13 protein-coding genes and 1 pseudogene are annotated in these 14,229 nt (G+C 54.3%); 4 read left to right on the top strand and 10 right to left on the bottom strand.

The window, feature by feature from the left end; genetic code table 11:
• Nucleotides 1-13 precede the first annotated feature (13 nt).
• The 6 genes from KRAC_RS36690 to KRAC_RS36665 all read right to left on the bottom strand — a co-directional run bounded on the left by KRAC_RS36690 (nucleotide 14) and on the right by KRAC_RS36665 (nucleotide 4,376).
• Complete coding sequence (locus KRAC_RS36690) at nucleotides 14-979, bottom strand: ring-cleaving dioxygenase (RefSeq protein WP_007916198.1); 966 nt, start codon at nucleotides 977-979, stop codon at nucleotides 14-16.
• Between the two features lie 21 nt (nucleotides 980-1,000).
• Nucleotides 1,001-1,609 carry a DsbA family protein gene (locus KRAC_RS36685; RefSeq protein WP_007916197.1) on the bottom strand — a complete coding sequence of 203 codons (609 nt, stop codon included), beginning with the start codon at nucleotides 1,607-1,609 and terminating at the stop codon, nucleotides 1,001-1,003.
• A gap of 17 nt (nucleotides 1,610-1,626) precedes the next feature.
• Nucleotides 1,627-1,905 (bottom strand): ubiquitin carboxyl-terminal hydrolase 14, encoded by a 279-nt coding sequence (locus KRAC_RS66965; protein WP_007916196.1) that lies wholly within the window; start codon nucleotides 1,903-1,905, stop codon nucleotides 1,627-1,629.
• A gap of 72 nt (nucleotides 1,906-1,977) precedes the next feature.
• On the bottom strand, nucleotides 1,978-2,604 hold the full coding sequence (gene wrbA / locus KRAC_RS36675) for an NAD(P)H:quinone oxidoreductase (protein ID WP_007916195.1): 627 nt from the start codon (nucleotides 2,602-2,604) through the stop codon (nucleotides 1,978-1,980).
• Between the two features lie 95 nt (nucleotides 2,605-2,699).
• Nucleotides 2,700-3,590: a DUF5996 family protein gene (locus KRAC_RS36670; RefSeq protein WP_007916193.1), complete on the bottom strand. Its 891-nt coding sequence runs from the start codon at nucleotides 3,588-3,590 to the stop codon at nucleotides 2,700-2,702.
• Between the two features lie 159 nt (nucleotides 3,591-3,749).
• On the bottom strand, nucleotides 3,750-4,376 hold the full coding sequence (locus tag KRAC_RS36665; protein WP_007916192.1) for an RNA polymerase sigma factor: 627 nt from the start codon (nucleotides 4,374-4,376) through the stop codon (nucleotides 3,750-3,752).
• A gap of 354 nt (nucleotides 4,377-4,730) precedes the next feature.
• Here KRAC_RS36665 and KRAC_RS36660 point away from each other — a divergent pair.
• From KRAC_RS36660 to KRAC_RS36645, 4 genes and pseudogenes are all read left to right on the top strand, one after another.
• Nucleotides 4,731-5,933 (top strand): annotated as a pseudogene (locus KRAC_RS36660) (RNA-guided endonuclease TnpB family protein); the annotation flags it as partial.
• A gap of 238 nt (nucleotides 5,934-6,171) precedes the next feature.
• Nucleotides 6,172-6,699: a Dps family protein gene (locus KRAC_RS36655; protein ID WP_007916188.1), complete on the top strand. Its 528-nt coding sequence runs from the start codon at nucleotides 6,172-6,174 to the stop codon at nucleotides 6,697-6,699.
• Nucleotides 6,700-6,852: 153 nt separating this feature from the next.
• A complete protein-coding gene (locus KRAC_RS36650) occupies nucleotides 6,853-7,848 on the top strand; it encodes a ring-cleaving dioxygenase (RefSeq protein WP_157507503.1) in 996 nt (331 codons plus the stop codon).
• Between the two features lie 479 nt (nucleotides 7,849-8,327).
• Nucleotides 8,328-9,230 carry a COG4705 family protein gene (locus KRAC_RS36645; RefSeq protein WP_007916181.1) on the top strand — a complete coding sequence of 301 codons (903 nt, stop codon included), beginning with the start codon at nucleotides 8,328-8,330 and terminating at the stop codon, nucleotides 9,228-9,230.
• 87 nt (nucleotides 9,231-9,317) lie between these two features.
• On the opposite strand, the gene KRAC_RS36640 is transcribed toward KRAC_RS36645, so the two are convergent.
• The 4 genes from KRAC_RS36640 to KRAC_RS36625 are packed head-to-tail and all read right to left on the bottom strand — an operon-like array spanning nucleotide 9,318 to nucleotide 13,932.
• Nucleotides 9,318-11,975: an FtsX-like permease family protein gene (locus tag KRAC_RS36640; protein WP_007916179.1), complete on the bottom strand. Its 2,658-nt coding sequence runs from the start codon at nucleotides 11,973-11,975 to the stop codon at nucleotides 9,318-9,320.
• Nucleotides 11,975-12,637 carry an ABC transporter ATP-binding protein gene (locus KRAC_RS36635; RefSeq protein ID WP_007916178.1) on the bottom strand — a complete coding sequence of 221 codons (663 nt, stop codon included), beginning with the start codon at nucleotides 12,635-12,637 and terminating at the stop codon, nucleotides 11,975-11,977. Before KRAC_RS36635 ends, KRAC_RS36640 begins: the two co-directional genes overlap by 1 nt.
• Nucleotides 12,630-13,292 carry an ABC transporter ATP-binding protein gene (locus tag KRAC_RS36630; RefSeq protein WP_007916177.1) on the bottom strand — a complete coding sequence of 221 codons (663 nt, stop codon included), beginning with the start codon at nucleotides 13,290-13,292 and terminating at the stop codon, nucleotides 12,630-12,632. Before KRAC_RS36630 ends, KRAC_RS36635 begins: the two co-directional genes overlap by 8 nt.
• A gap of 4 nt (nucleotides 13,293-13,296) precedes the next feature.
• Nucleotides 13,297-13,932 carry a hypothetical protein gene (locus KRAC_RS36625; protein ID WP_211221380.1) on the bottom strand — a complete coding sequence of 212 codons (636 nt, stop codon included), beginning with the start codon at nucleotides 13,930-13,932 and terminating at the stop codon, nucleotides 13,297-13,299.
• Nucleotides 13,933-14,229: the final 297 nt, after the last annotated feature.

Here is a 14,229-nt window from a genome sequence, read left to right as displayed (position 1 = left end):
TCCTTCCACCTGATTACTCGTTATTGCTCCTGCCAGCATTCTCCTCTAGCACATGCAGTGGGGGCAATACCTTCTCGATCCGTGAGCGACTCTCTTCTAGCCAGGGGGGAAGCTTGAGGTGCGTTCCGAGCTGCTCAACCGGCTCATCGATGGCAAAGCCAGGAGGATCAGTCGCGATTTCAAAAAGGACGCCCCCCGGTTCGTGAAAGTAGATCGAGTGAAAGTACTGGCGGTCCAGCACGGGCGTCACATCGCTGTCCTGGTCTAACAAATGCTCTCGCCAGGCGAGCTGATGGGCGTCATCCTCGGTGCGCCAGGCCACGTGATGCACGGTGCCCACTGCTATTCTCCCGCGTGGCTGATTGGAAAGCTCCAACACATCGACGCGGGCGCCCGGGCCGACTTCGTATCTGAAGCGGTTGCCTTCTTGTTGCAAGGGGCGAAAACCGAGCACTTCAGTGAGCATCGCGGCTGTTGGCTCGTGATGGGTCTCTGCCAGTGTAATACTGGAGAAGCCTCGAATGGCATACGCTTGTGGAACGGGCCCGTGTTCCCAGCCGCGGCGGAGATCCGCCTCGCGGGAGGCGACCAACTCCAGGGAGAGGCCGTGTGGATCGTTGAAGGAGATCACCTGCTCCTTGAACCGAGCAACCGGCCCCGTGATCGTCACCCCATGGTGAGATAAACGGTCGCTCCAATAGTCGAGCGCATCCGCCGGGATAGCCAGGGAAATGTCCACAATCTGGCCAGTTCCTCTGCGTCCTCGCGGCGCTCCCGGCCAGGGAAAGAACGTCAGAATCGTACCAGGCGTTCCCATTTCGTCTCCATAGTAGAGATGATAGGTACCCGGATCGTCAAAATTCACCGTTTGCTTGACCAGGCGTTGTCCCAGCACTTGGGTATAAAAATCCACATTCGCCTGGGGATCTCCTACAATAGCTGTGAGATGATGAAAACCCGTGAGAACGTTGTGTTCCATATGTTCCTCCTAGGTACTCTGCTACCTGATATCAGGTAAGTGAGAGCTCCGCTCTTCATGATGTTGCTTCTTTTCTGCTTTGACATTGCTGTAAGGAGCCAGCAGTGCCTGTTGAATGGCGGCAAATAGGGCCGCTTGCTCCCATGACCCATCGTGACGGACTCCATTGATATAAAACGTTGGCGTTCCTTGAACTCCGCTTTGAATGCCGCCCTCCACGTCTGCCTCAATACGGCGAAGATGCTGATGATGTGCCATATCGTACTCAAACTGCCCTACGTCCAGGTCAAGCGCCTCCGCAAAACGCCTCAAGTCAGCGTCTTCTAACGTATGCTGATGGTGGAAGATATAATCGTGCATCTCCCAAAACTTCCCCTGGGCAGCCGCCGCTTCCGCTGCTTCTGCGCTATGCAATGCATGCGGATGAATTTCAGTCAGGGGGAAATTTCGGAACACAAAGCGCATCTGCGTCCCAAGTTGTTGTTGAAGTGCTCTCACAACTGTTGTTGACCGACGAGTGTAGGGACATTCGTAATCGCCATACTGCACCAACATTACAGGGGCATCAGCAGATCCCTGACGGTGGTCTTGCTCACTTACAGGAACCACAAGAAGGGCTTTATATTGCATGGATTGTTCTCCTCTGATCATTCTTCGTTATCTGCGAATTCGAAAGCCACCTCATCGACATAACACCACCCCCAATTTTCTCCCGGTTCGAGCGACGCAATGAGTGGATGTTGTGTCGTGTGAAAATGCCTGGTGGCATGTTTGTTTTTTGAGGAATCACAACAGCCAACATGTCCGCACGAAAGACAGAGGCGCAGATGCACCCACGTATCTCCCGTTTTCAAACACTCCTCACATCCATTGGCACTTGGCGTGACTTCCTGTATTTGATCCAAATGTGTACACTGCTTTGCCATATGCTTCCCTTCTCCAGTTCATTTTTCAGTGATGCTCCACACGTTGATCAGCAATAGATGCCCTCTCTTCTATTAGGGCGCAACTGGAGCTCGTCCACTAACAAAACGCGCAGCGACTTCGGTCACGCGTTGCCCCTGAAATCTCGCGGCCGCGAGTGCGCTCTCATCAGGTGGGACCGAGCCATTGTTCGATGTGTAGGAGACTCCATAGGGATTGCCAACCTGGAATTGTATAGGATCAAGATAGCCAGGAGGAACGATAATCGCGCCCCAGTGGTAGAAGACATTATTCAAAGCGGTAATGGTTGTTTCTTGTCCACCATGCGCGGTCCCAGAACTACTAAAGCTCGACGCAATCTTATTGGCGAGTTTGCCCTGTGACCAGAGCTTGCCTGTGCGATCAATGAACTGTTTCAACTGAGCGGCAGGCAGACCGAAACGGGTTGGCGTGCCAAAGATGATGGCATCAGCCCATTCGAGATCTGCAAGCGTTGCCATCGCGATATGCTGCGTCATTTTCCGATGTGCAGCCCAACCCTGGTTGGTGGCAATCGCCTCTTTCGGAGCCAGTTCCTCGACTTCCCGTAACCGCGTATGGGCACCTGCGCCTTTTGCGCCTTCTTCCACAGCCAGAGCCAGCTGGTAGGTTGACCCGGTCGCACTATAGTAGATGATCGCGACCTTGACCTCTGTTGACATAGATGTTTTCCTCCTTGTTGTCTGTGAAATGGAAGAGTATGTTGTGTTGGTAGTTTGCTTGATGTGTTCATCCCATCGTTGAACTGAGATGGGTTTCAGCTTCCTCTTTCCAGGGTTGCGCGATCCCAACGTGCCAGGTTTGCTCCAGCCTCGTAGGTCGATTGGAAAAAATCTAGCATCATCTGGGCGGGTGTGTCCGTTGTGCGTATATCCTCGTACCGCAAAAAGAATTCTCCCATCTCCTGGCTATAAAATGCCACTTCTGGACGAATAGATGCTCTCTCCAATCCGGATGGTACTGGGGCTGTGTAGGAATAGAATGCTGGATGGGGAAAACTTGCATTCCCAGGCCAGAAGCCACAACTGATGACCTCGTGCGAATACGCCTCGCGCGTAATAGGATCAGCTCCCTCCCGCTCTGGAGCACGCCGCCCCGAGAAAAAGGTCAGCGCCAGGTCAAAGCTTCCCCAGAAGAAATGAATGAGGCTACTTTTGCCAAGAAATTGGGAGCGATAGCGCTTTAAGACCTTGTCGGTCTCAACGAGCAGATGCCAGAAGCGCTCAACATAGAGAGGGTCATACGAGGCATGCACCTCGTCCTCCTCAAAACGGATAGGGTTCTTGATCTCATTGGGAAGGGTATTGATCTCCACATCTATCCCAAGATCATGCAGCGAGGTCATGACCTCCCGGTAAAATGTAGCTACCGAGCGCGGGGAGAGCGGGATCGTCGCTGTCGCCCCCTCACTCGTCAGTATGAGCAACTGGTGATCGATAAAATCAAACTGGATTTCGAAGAGACCTTCTTCATAAGGTGTGGAAGCGGTTGTTAAACCACGTGCTGTGACATAAAGAGGGATGTGCCACCAGTGATTGATGTGAGGACTCAACGCCAACCGGACTTTGCCAACGATCTGTGTCCATAGATGCAACGTCTCGCAGGTATCTCTCCAGTCATCGAACGGTAATGCAGGCCATTTTTCCATAGATAGATGCTCCTTCTCGTTACCTGTATTAGCACACGATATCTCTTCAATAAAGAGTATACCCTTGGAACGACCTTTTTCAAAGGTCGTTATGTATCGTTTAGGCGTCGTTTTTATGACAGTCGTAGATGGTGTAGTAATGTAAAAAATGCAATAGCGTTATACTTGCGTTTCGAGTCGCTGGCGTAGGAGTACCTTCGCCCGTCGAAAGTAGGTACTCACAGTGACCGCTGGCATATTGAGCACTTTGCCAATCTCAGCGAACGATGGCTGATAGGCATAACGCAGCCAGACAATAGCACGAAACGTGGGAGGAAGGGAGCCAATCGCCTCTTGTAAGAGCAACTGGGTCTCCCGCCTTTCCGCCATTTCTTCAGGAGAAGGACGCTGATCGGGGATCTCAAGCAAGATTGACTGTTCCTCGAGCACATCCTCATAGACCTCCACCTGTGAGAATGGAAGCGCATGCCTGCTTCTCCGTCGCAGTTCATCAACACAACAATTTCGCGCGACTCGAAAGAGCCAGGACTTGAAGGAGCGATTGCGTTCCAGGAGAGGCAGGAACGTTGCGAAGCGCAACAAGACATGTTGCAACACATCGCACGCCTGATCATAGTCACCGAGCTGCTTGTAGATAAAATTGAAGAGCGGTTTCTGGTACCGCTGGACCATGGCTTCAAAAGCCAGTTGATTTCCCGCCAGGGCTTGTTGTGCCAGGACCGCGTCTGGCATATCGAGCGATGAGGGCATCAAGGCCTGGTGTTGCCTACTACCCAGACTAGACATATTCCTTCCCTCGCTGCTCAGAACGTAGTAGATACTGCTATGCATTGCTTCATTTTGCTTTCCAGAATCCCATTATCCAGACCATCACTGCAAAAAAACAGTATAGAGAACACTGCCCTGCTGGGTATTAGCTTCCTCTTCTCCCCAGGAAGGGATGTTTCTCGACGTATCCTTGAGGTGCTCATAGGAGATTCAAGTGCCAGGGATATGCCGATTGATGGCTAGTCGGCATATCCCTCCCTTCACCGGACATCGCCTGCGGATGCCCCCGTTTTCAAACGCGGGGAGGAAGCAGGCGTTCCTTGTCGGAGTGGGGCAACGGAGGGGGAGCCTTTCCGGTTCGCTGCCCCGCAACAGGAGGGCACCTATCAAGAGCTTCGGGTGCTCTACGCCTTGCCGGCGCAGATGGCCTGTTCTGTCCCTCGCCAGGTAGGAGCGACCTACAAGGGCTTGTGGACCAAATACAAAAAGCATGCCGCCAGCCGCAAGGCCGGGGTGACCAAGAAACGCTACAAAGGACTCGACCAGCCGCCCCGCTATCTCTCTCCCACCGTGACCTATCAGCAGGGCCGGGACTACGGCTTCAAAACCGAGCAGCGCGTTTCGGTCCTGACCCTCTCCGGTCGGCTGATCCTTCCCTACAGCGGCTACGAGCGCCATGTGGCCCTCATCGAGCAGGGAACCTCCATCGGTACGGCGCAGTTGTGGTATGACCAGCGGAAAAAGCGCTTCTACTTGCTGGTGGCGCTCTCCCTGGAACTGCCCGACCCCGAGCCAGGCGACCTCCCCCAAGTGGTTGGGGTGGACGTCGGACGGCGGTACCTGGCGGTGACCTCGACCACTACTGGCTCGGGTGATCCTCTCTTCTTTTTGGGCAAAGAGGCGGTTGCCCAAGCTGACCACTACACCCGCCTGAGAAAACGACTTCAGCAGAAAGGCACTCGCGGCGCAATGCGCAAAGTGCGTGCGATTGAGCAGCGAGAGAGACGGTTGAAAGCTGAGACCAACCACTGCATTTCCAAGCGCATCATCCACAGGCACCCCGCGTCCCTCATCGGGCTGGAAGAGCTAACAAACATTCGAGAGCGCACCAAGCCAAAGAGGCACCGGCGCACAAAGCAAGGCAAAAGCAGCGAGCTGGTCTCCCCCAAGCAGCGCAGGGAAAACCGGCGGCGCTCCCAATGGTCCTTTGCCCAACTGCAGGCCATGATTGCCTACAAGGCGATGCTCGCCGGCTCAGTGGCCACCAAAGTCGATGCCGATTACAGCAGCCAGGCTTGCCCCAGGTGCGGGCACACCGCGCGGGCCAATCGGCCAGGCAAGGGCCTCGTCTTTGTCTGTCAGAACTGCCACTACACGCTCCATGCGGATCTGGTGGGAGCGAGGAATCTGGTGCTGCGAACGCTTCTGGTTTGGCAAGACTGGGCCAGAACGGGGCTGTTGTCGGTAGCCCCTGATACGTCGGACAGCGAAGCCAAAGCGGCACGCCTCTCAAGGTATGCCGAGTTGCGGTGGAGTCCAGACGCAAGCCCCTCGCTTCAGCGATGGGGTCACTGACTCAAGATCATACCTGCTCTCTACCTGGAAGAAACGGTCGTTACGTGTCGTCTAGCAGTCGTTTTGCCATCAATACCTCATATCATTATCTGCACTGCTCACCGGTCTCATCAAAATGACTGCCAAACGATGGATAACGATCTATGGAAAAACAGTATGATCCAGGTATGATCTGTGTGAAAGAGCATGCCTTGAAGGCTCTGGAGAAGAGAGAGTAAGCGCCTAGAGGAGAAAACCTATGACGAAAACACTACAAGAAACGCGAACACCTGCTCAGACATCAGCGTTGGGGTTAGAAGCCGAAGCAGACCTCACGTCTCTGCAAATACAGGCGGTCACCGATATCCTCAATCATGTCATCGCGACGACGACTGCGCTCTTTGTCAAAACAAAAAGTTATCACTGGCACGTATCGGGGCCACATTTTCGTGACTACCACCTGCTCTTTGATGAGCAAGCACAGGCCCTCTTCGCTTCGATTGATGTGTTGGCTGAGCGTGTGCGCAGCATTGGTGGAACGACCATCCGCAGCATTGGGCAGGTCAGCCATCTGCAACGGATCGAGGATGATGATGCCACAGATATTTCCGCGTCAGAAATGGTGCAGCATGTATTGTTGGACACCAAAATTCTGCTCCAACTTCTGCGCCAGGCCCATACCATCAGCGAGGAATGCCATGATATCGCCACCACCAGCGTGCTAGAGAATCTCTTAGATGAGACGGAGAAGCGCCGCTGGTTCCTCACTGAGGTGGCAACAGCGTAGTTGTCAATCGTGTTATACTAGGGGCACTTTTGATGCGCAAGGATGAGGGAGAGAAATGCTTCTCCCTCATCCTTGCCTACGTGCTACTCAACAAACTGTTCACAGATCGAGTGCTCTCCCGGAGATACTTATATCCGAAAAAGTGCAGGAACAATGATGCAAAACAATCTTCTCGGTATTCATCATGTCACAGCGATTACGAGCGATGCACAGCGCAATGTTGACTTCTACACTGGCTTCTTTGGATTACGGCTGATCAAAGTGACCGTCAATTTTGATGACCCCAGTGCTTATCACCTGTACTATGGAGATAATGTGGGACACCCGGGTACGATCATGACCTTCTTTGCCTGGCCTGGAGCCCCTCGTGGACGGCAAGGAACGGGACAGGTTAACGCTACTGCTTTCGCGATTCCTCGGTCTTCTCTCGGCTATTGGATTGGCCGCTTGATCGAATATGGCATTGAGTACAAAGGACCCACCACTCGCTTTGATGAACAGGTCATCTCACTCCGCGATCCAGATGGATTGGTTGTGGAACTCGTCGCGCGTCCAGGCATTCAAGAGCGTCTCGGTTGGAAGGGTCAGGCGATCCCTCCTGAACATGCTATTCGTGGTATCGCAGGTGTTACGATCTGGGAAGATGATTATGAGCAGACAAATCATGTCTTGAGCGACATTCTAGGCTTTCGATTGATTGCTGAAAAACAGAATGTGTTTCGCTACGAATTTGGAGCAGAGGAAAACAGAGCGAGACTCGATGTACGTCATACCGCAGGCTTCTGGCGTGGGGCAGTTGCAGCGGGAACGGTGCACCATGTTGCACTACGCGCTGCGACAGATGAAGTCCAGCAAGCATGGCACGATATTCTTGTTGGAAACGATCTCAACGTTACATCCATACGGGATCGTAAGTATTTCCACTCCATATACTTTCCTGAACCTGGTAGTGTGCTCTTTGAGATCGCTACCGATCTCCCAGGCTTTACTATTGATGAGTCGGCTGAGCGCCTGGGAACGCAACTCCAGCTACCGCCCTGGCTCGAAGCTCAACGTTCAGAGATAGAACGTGTATTACCACCACTCCGTTGGCCATCAGCACAAGGAGAAGCAGAATGGTCTGAGAGAGGTCGAGACGTTGGGCAGTAGTTCAGTTTCAGAGCTAAGTTAGCCGAGGCACCACTCAATGCTGACCTGGGCAGGATACAAGGCTGTGTTGCAAAAATAAAACTCATCAAATAAGATATGGTCCAAATTTGACGGCAAATTGACGGCAAAGCCGCCGGACGCCAGCGGATTAGGATGCACGCCGACGAGCGGTGATTCCCCTCGCGCCGCATGGGAAGGGCCCTGGCGGACAGCGGCGAAAAAAGGGCGGGGAGGCGCTCGCGAATCTCTCCACCGGCACCTCCCTGGCTCAAATGCACTTTTGATGATGCCTGAAACAAGATCAAAAGGAAGGAATGACCAGCAAAGTCAGAATATGTCGCTTTCTCATTTTCATAAGGGAGTATAATGAGAAGAGAAGGTAGAAGAGGAAATAGCTGGAATCAACCCATTGTGCTGGTTCATAGATATATTTGTCGCTCTCCTTCTTCATTTGCCAAAGGAGGAGATCCCCTTATTTTATGAATCGTTTGAGGTACGGGCAAAAGAGCGATGTTCTTGCGCAAGATCGCCATCTACTCAATAAAGTTCCCGAAATTACGCTTTCTTTCTGGATTATTAAAGTCTTTTGCACGACCGTTGGAGAGACTGTAGCTGACTTTCTGAATGTCCAGTTGCATTTAGGCCTGACAGGGACGACGGTTGCCATGTCCGGCATTTTAGGCGTTGTTTTCCTTTTCCAGTTCGCTACGCGCAGGTACATCCCAGGTATCTACTGGCTGGCAGTCGTGCTGATCAGCATTGTTGGAACGTTGATCACCGATAATCTGACCGACAATCTGGGTGTCTCCCTGGAGACTGCGACTGGTGTTTTTGGCATTGTTCTGCTGGCCACGTTCGCGCTCTGGTATGCCAGCGAAAAAACGCTCTCCGTCCATACGATTTACACGCGACGCAGGGAGAGCTTCTACTGGTTGGCCATCCTGTTCACCTTCGCTCTGGGCACAGCGGCAGGCGACCTGCTGGCAGAGCGCTTCAATCTGGGTTACACGGTCTCAGCCCTGCTCTTCGGGGTGGTGATTGCCATGGTGACACTTGCTCACTTGCGTTTCAAGCTGAACGCCATCCTGGCTTTCTGGATCGCTTATATTGTCACACGGCCTCTGGGGGCGTCGCTCGGTGATTATCTTTCCCAGGCACGCGACGATGGAGGTTTGGGCTTGGGCACGACGCTGACCAGCGCGCTCTTTCTGGGTGTTATCTTCCTAACGGTGATCTATGTGACAATCACAAGAAAAGAGCCAGCTCCCCGCGCCGAGGCAGCCATACCAGCAGAGCACCTTTTGGTTGATCCTCAGAGCACCTTCGCTCGCGAGCCGGTAAAAACACCAGCCGGGTATGGCCAGGACTTGATGGATCAGTGATCTGTTGCTGTGAGAATGGGCGATTTTGGGCTCGTGACATGCGCTGGCTATGCAGCGCATGTCATATGCACAATCGACCAAAGGAGGCTAGAGATCGCGTAGTGCTTCTACTGCCGGACGGCGAGAGGCGACTTGCATACCGAGAACGGCTACGATCATGGAAACAATTGAGGCTGCCGCCATCAAGACCAGGTAGATCCAGGGAATGGAGAGCGCCTCTGGCGGCGGATCGAACACTCCGGTGAGGATCGTCACGAGCATCTGGGCGATGCCGAAGCCCAGCACTATTCCGATGATGCCTCCGCTCACCTGGATTACGACTCCTTCGCCCCATAGAAACGCACCGACCTGGTGGCTTTTTGCGCCCAGCGCGGCGAGGAGCGCAAAGGTACGCCGTCGTTCGGCCAATCCCAGCGCCAGGATCAGGCCCGTTGCTCCCGCTACCAGGAGGATTGCAAAGCTCAACTCGAGGGCTGTGAGACCACGCAGATCTACCGCCATAAGGCTGGAACCGATCAATCGCTGTGTTGAGCCAATATCAGTCACTCTGGCACCTGGAAGTGTGCCGATCACGTTCCGTGTTTGCAGGGCCAGGTCTGTGGGATTCCCATTGGCACGCATCAGTACAATCTCTGCCGCGTTGCTGCCCGTCTGCTGCGCGATATAGCTCGCGTTCGCAACCATGAAGGAGTCTTTCGGCGCGGTCGGAAACTCTCGCACCACTTCTAGAAAGTGGAATGTTACTACATGGTAGAGATGATCATTCACATTTAGCAGTCGCAGGTTGATCTGATCACCCACATGCAATTGGTAATTGGTCATTGTTTCCTCGGAAACCAGGATGGCGTCTGGGTGTGCTGCAAGCGCCGCCAGGGTTGCCCGCGCATCCCCTTGAGCGAAGAAGGCATTGGAGAGGTGGGTAGCGTCACCGATATGTATGGGATCAATGCCGTACATATCCTGCAGGTCGCTGCCGACGTAGGCGAAGCGATGTTGCATGGTCTGTACGGCAGCCGCGCCCGGCAATGCCTTCAATTGCGATAGCAGACTACTGGGCGCGAACGTCGTCGAACCCATCACCGTCACATCCGCGCCATTAGTAAGCTCAGCATCTATGCGCGCTTGCGCATTATAGGTCGTGTTGAAGACCGCCGTGGAGGTGGCGAAGGAAAAGGCTAGTGCGACCAGCACCGCGCCACGAGCAATACGCAGGGACTGGCGCCCTAGTGACGCAGAGACAACACCAGAAAGTTTCTGGGCGATGGGACGCAACAGGGCCGCAAGGACTCGACGACCATGCTCAAGCCCCCCCCCACACAGACGCATCGCCAGTAACGCCACACCAATCCAGAGACACAGGGGGGCGAGAAACGTCTCATATGCCACCGAGGTTGCTGGCACGCCTTCTGGAGCGAGGACAACCTGGTAGCCAGTGCTGGCGGTGCGCCAGAAGATAGTCCCTGCAATTACCAGCAAAATTACATCGAGATATACGCGCCGCCACAATGGTTTGTGCCCACGACCTACAACAGCACGTGCTGCCATAACCGTCGCCCTGGATGCCTGCATCCAGGCAGGATAGACAACGGCAACAATTGCCAGGATAAAGCCGACGAGCGAGGCGTTGATCGTCCAGAATAGCGAGGTTGTGCTTGAGAACAGGCCAACGGATGCAATGGTTCCGGCGGCAAAGAAGGCCAGCCCGATACCCAGCGCGACACCACCCAGTCCAACAAAGGTCGCTTCCAGCACCGACAGGTTCAGTATGTGTGAAAGAGACGCCCCGCGAGTACGTAACAACGCCTGCTCATAGCGTCGTCTCTCTATGCCGGAGGCAGCTACAGCCAGGGTGAGCAGCATGGCCAGGATAACGCCTGGCAGCCCCAGGAATAAGAAGAGTACCAACGCGTAGAGAGCATCCTTGCGTACGCTATCCAGGCGCGCAGCCAGGTTGTTTCCGATGATAGCGCTGCCAGCAACACGGACCTCAAGATTGTTCGCCAGTTGCTCAGCATAGAGAAACGCACTGTTGGGATCGGTTGGCAAATCGCGCGTGATTCTGACGTGAAATTGCAGGCGCACCGAATCAGGACGTACTACAGCTTGCGGATCGAATACCTGGTGCCACTGACCGGCAGGCAGGATAAGAACATTATCTGGCGGCGCCTGTGGCGCAGCATTAGTAGGAACACCTACCGCCTGGAAGAACGAATCCGCGTTGGGAAGGTCAACCACACCCGCAATTTTCACATTCACCGCAGGCAGTCCTACGCGCTGAATCTTCACCGTATCACCTGCAGTGACATGGAGATTGGAAGCCGTTTGCTGGGCCACAAGTACCCCATCCAACGACCCAAACAGCAGACGCAACTGCGTAGGAAAGTGCTGGCGGTACGTCGAACTAAGCCCAACCACTTTACCGGGGCCGGTGGTTTGCAGCGTTGCCCCGGCATTGGCGTTGAAACCGGCAGTATTGGCGTATCCCACCTGCTCTAATACCGTATAGCTGGTGGATTTGCCGATAGCATTCGCGATCGTATTCGCATCGGTGCCAGGAGCAAACTGTACCTGCCAGTCCACAGGCACGCCTGCTGCTGAGCGCTGCGTCATCGAGGCCGAACTGGAAGCGATGAAGACGCCAATCGAAGTCAGTAGGGCAACAGTAAGTGCAACACCCACTATTGCTCCCAATAAGCGCCCAAAACGGTAGGCGAGTAAGCCTTTGAGCCAGAGCATTGTCAGCATTACGCTTGTACCTCCAACAGACCATGATGCATGTGCCATATTGTGTTCATGCGCTCGGCCACGATCCTATCGTGCGTTGCGACGACGAGGGCAGTCTCCGTCCCTTCAAGTGACTCCAGGAGAACATCAAACAACTGCTGCGCCGTCGGATGGTCTAGCTGACCTGTTGGTTCATCAGCAAGCAACAGTTTAGGATAAGTGGCCAGCGCGCGCGCGACAGCAACCCGCTGCGCCTGACCACCGGAGAGTTCTTCAGGGAGTTTCTCCCCAATGGAACGCAGTCCGATGCGGTCGAGAGCGTCAAGAGCCGCCGCTCGTGCTTTCTCGGTGCTCCCCTGCCCAAGCAGCAGAGGGATCTCCACGTTCTCCACAACCGTCAGCGGAGCCAGGAGGCTCGGTACCTGGAAGACCAGGCCAATCTTCAGCGGGCGCAAGGTTTCGCGCGCGCCAAGCATCGGCCAGGTAATGCTGCCAGAGGTCGGTGTATCAAGTCCGGCTAGCAAATGAAGCAGGGTGGATTTGCCACCTCCTGAAGGCCCCATGAGAGCAATACGAGCACCAGGAAGAATGGCACAGGTGGCAGACGAGAGAGCCACTACGGGCGTTTTTCCTTGTGAATAAGTGCGCCCAACCTGATCAGTGCGGACAAGTACTTCATCCATTAATGACCCTCCCATCGAGCAAACGAACAATGCGGTCAGCCTGCGCGGCCAATTCATCACTATGTGTCACAATCAGTGTCGCGCCCCCCTGCTGACGAAGAGACGTAAACAATCGTACAATGTCCTGCTCGGTTTCCGCGTCCACTTCTCCAGTCGGCTCATCGGCTAGCAGCACGTGTGGATTGGTGGACAACGCGACGGCCAGGCCAGCACGTGCGGCTTCCCCACCGGAAAGTTGCGAGGGGCGCGCGTGGCGACGATGGGTAAGACCAACCAGGTCTATCAGGCTGTCGAGGCGCTGCCTGTCGAACTTACGCGCGAGATGCATCTGCAAACGCATATTCTCAATCACGGAAAGATGCTCGAATAGGTTGCGCGACTGGAGCAGAATACCGATTTCAGCTGCGCGCATCGCGGCGCGGACGGATTCGGGTTTGTGCGTTAGTCGCTTCCCCATCAAGACAACATGACCACCGTCGGGTTCATCTAATCCGGCTAGGCAGGACAGGAGCGTGGACTTGCCGCTGCCCGACGGCCCCATTACAGCGACGATCTCACCGGTCTGGACATGCAGGCTGACGCCCCGCAGCGCGAGCGTCTCTTCCTCACCACTATGATAAAAACGATAGAGATCAACTGCTTCGAGAACGTTCATAGTACTACACCCACTTAAAGCTTCTGGCAATGCGCGCCCATTGATCGACATTATCAGCACCGACAGGAGCTGATAGTGTGAGCGTGGCAAGTTTGCCGTTGTGATAGAACAGATACCGGTTATTTTCCAGGCGTACCTGCTTGTTCGTCACAGAGTTGGGGTCAGAGTTTGAGGTATAGGTAATGAGAGTGGCCGGTCCGTTGGGCAGTTGCACGTCCCGCACTTTTACATCACGTATGGCCCGCCCGGTCTGTTGTAATGTTGGTACCTGATCATTGCGTACCGTGCTGGCGCTGGGTTGAGAAGTGGCATTTGTGAGTGTTACTTGCAATGCGTTTAGATTGCTGGTGAAGCTGACATTCGCTCCGTTGCTTGTCTGCGCCCACCCCTCTGGTACCTCTAATTGATAGTGGCCAGTTGAAGATGTAGAGGTTACAAAGGCCTGCGTATCTGGAATATCACTTCCACTTATCTGAGAGCCGCTGACAACCGGGACCGGTTGCTCTTTCGAGGCTGGCCCTGACTGTGTTGGCACAGGGGTTGATGCTGGTAACATGCTGCTCGCACCTCCGCATCCCGCAAGGATGACGAGGCAGAGCGTCAGGATAATGAGAAGACTGTGCTTTCTCACTCTGGTCATCTTCATGGAAAACTCCTTCATTTCTCTGTCATATTGAAGCTCGCCAAGCGGCATGTGACAGATGAGAAGGCCCTCGCGATTGTTCGCCTGAAGGCGTCGCAGGCGTTACCACGCGCCTTCTCCCATTTTTGTAAGCTTGGACACGTGTCACATACCGTACTGCCCATTTATGAGATGAACATGAAATTTTGTGGGGTGCTAGAAATGGCGCCTTTTTCATGGAGGTCTCATTTTCACCTCCTATGCTCAGATCAGGCCGGGATGGACTATGCTCATATCTGTGAGAGAGGGGCTGCG

This window comes from Ktedonobacter racemifer DSM 44963, assembly GCF_000178855.1.
In the GTDB taxonomy this organism is placed as follows: Bacteria; Chloroflexota; Ktedonobacteria; order Ktedonobacterales; family Ktedonobacteraceae; genus Ktedonobacter; species Ktedonobacter racemifer.
This window is presented reverse-complemented; position numbering and strand designations above follow the sequence as displayed.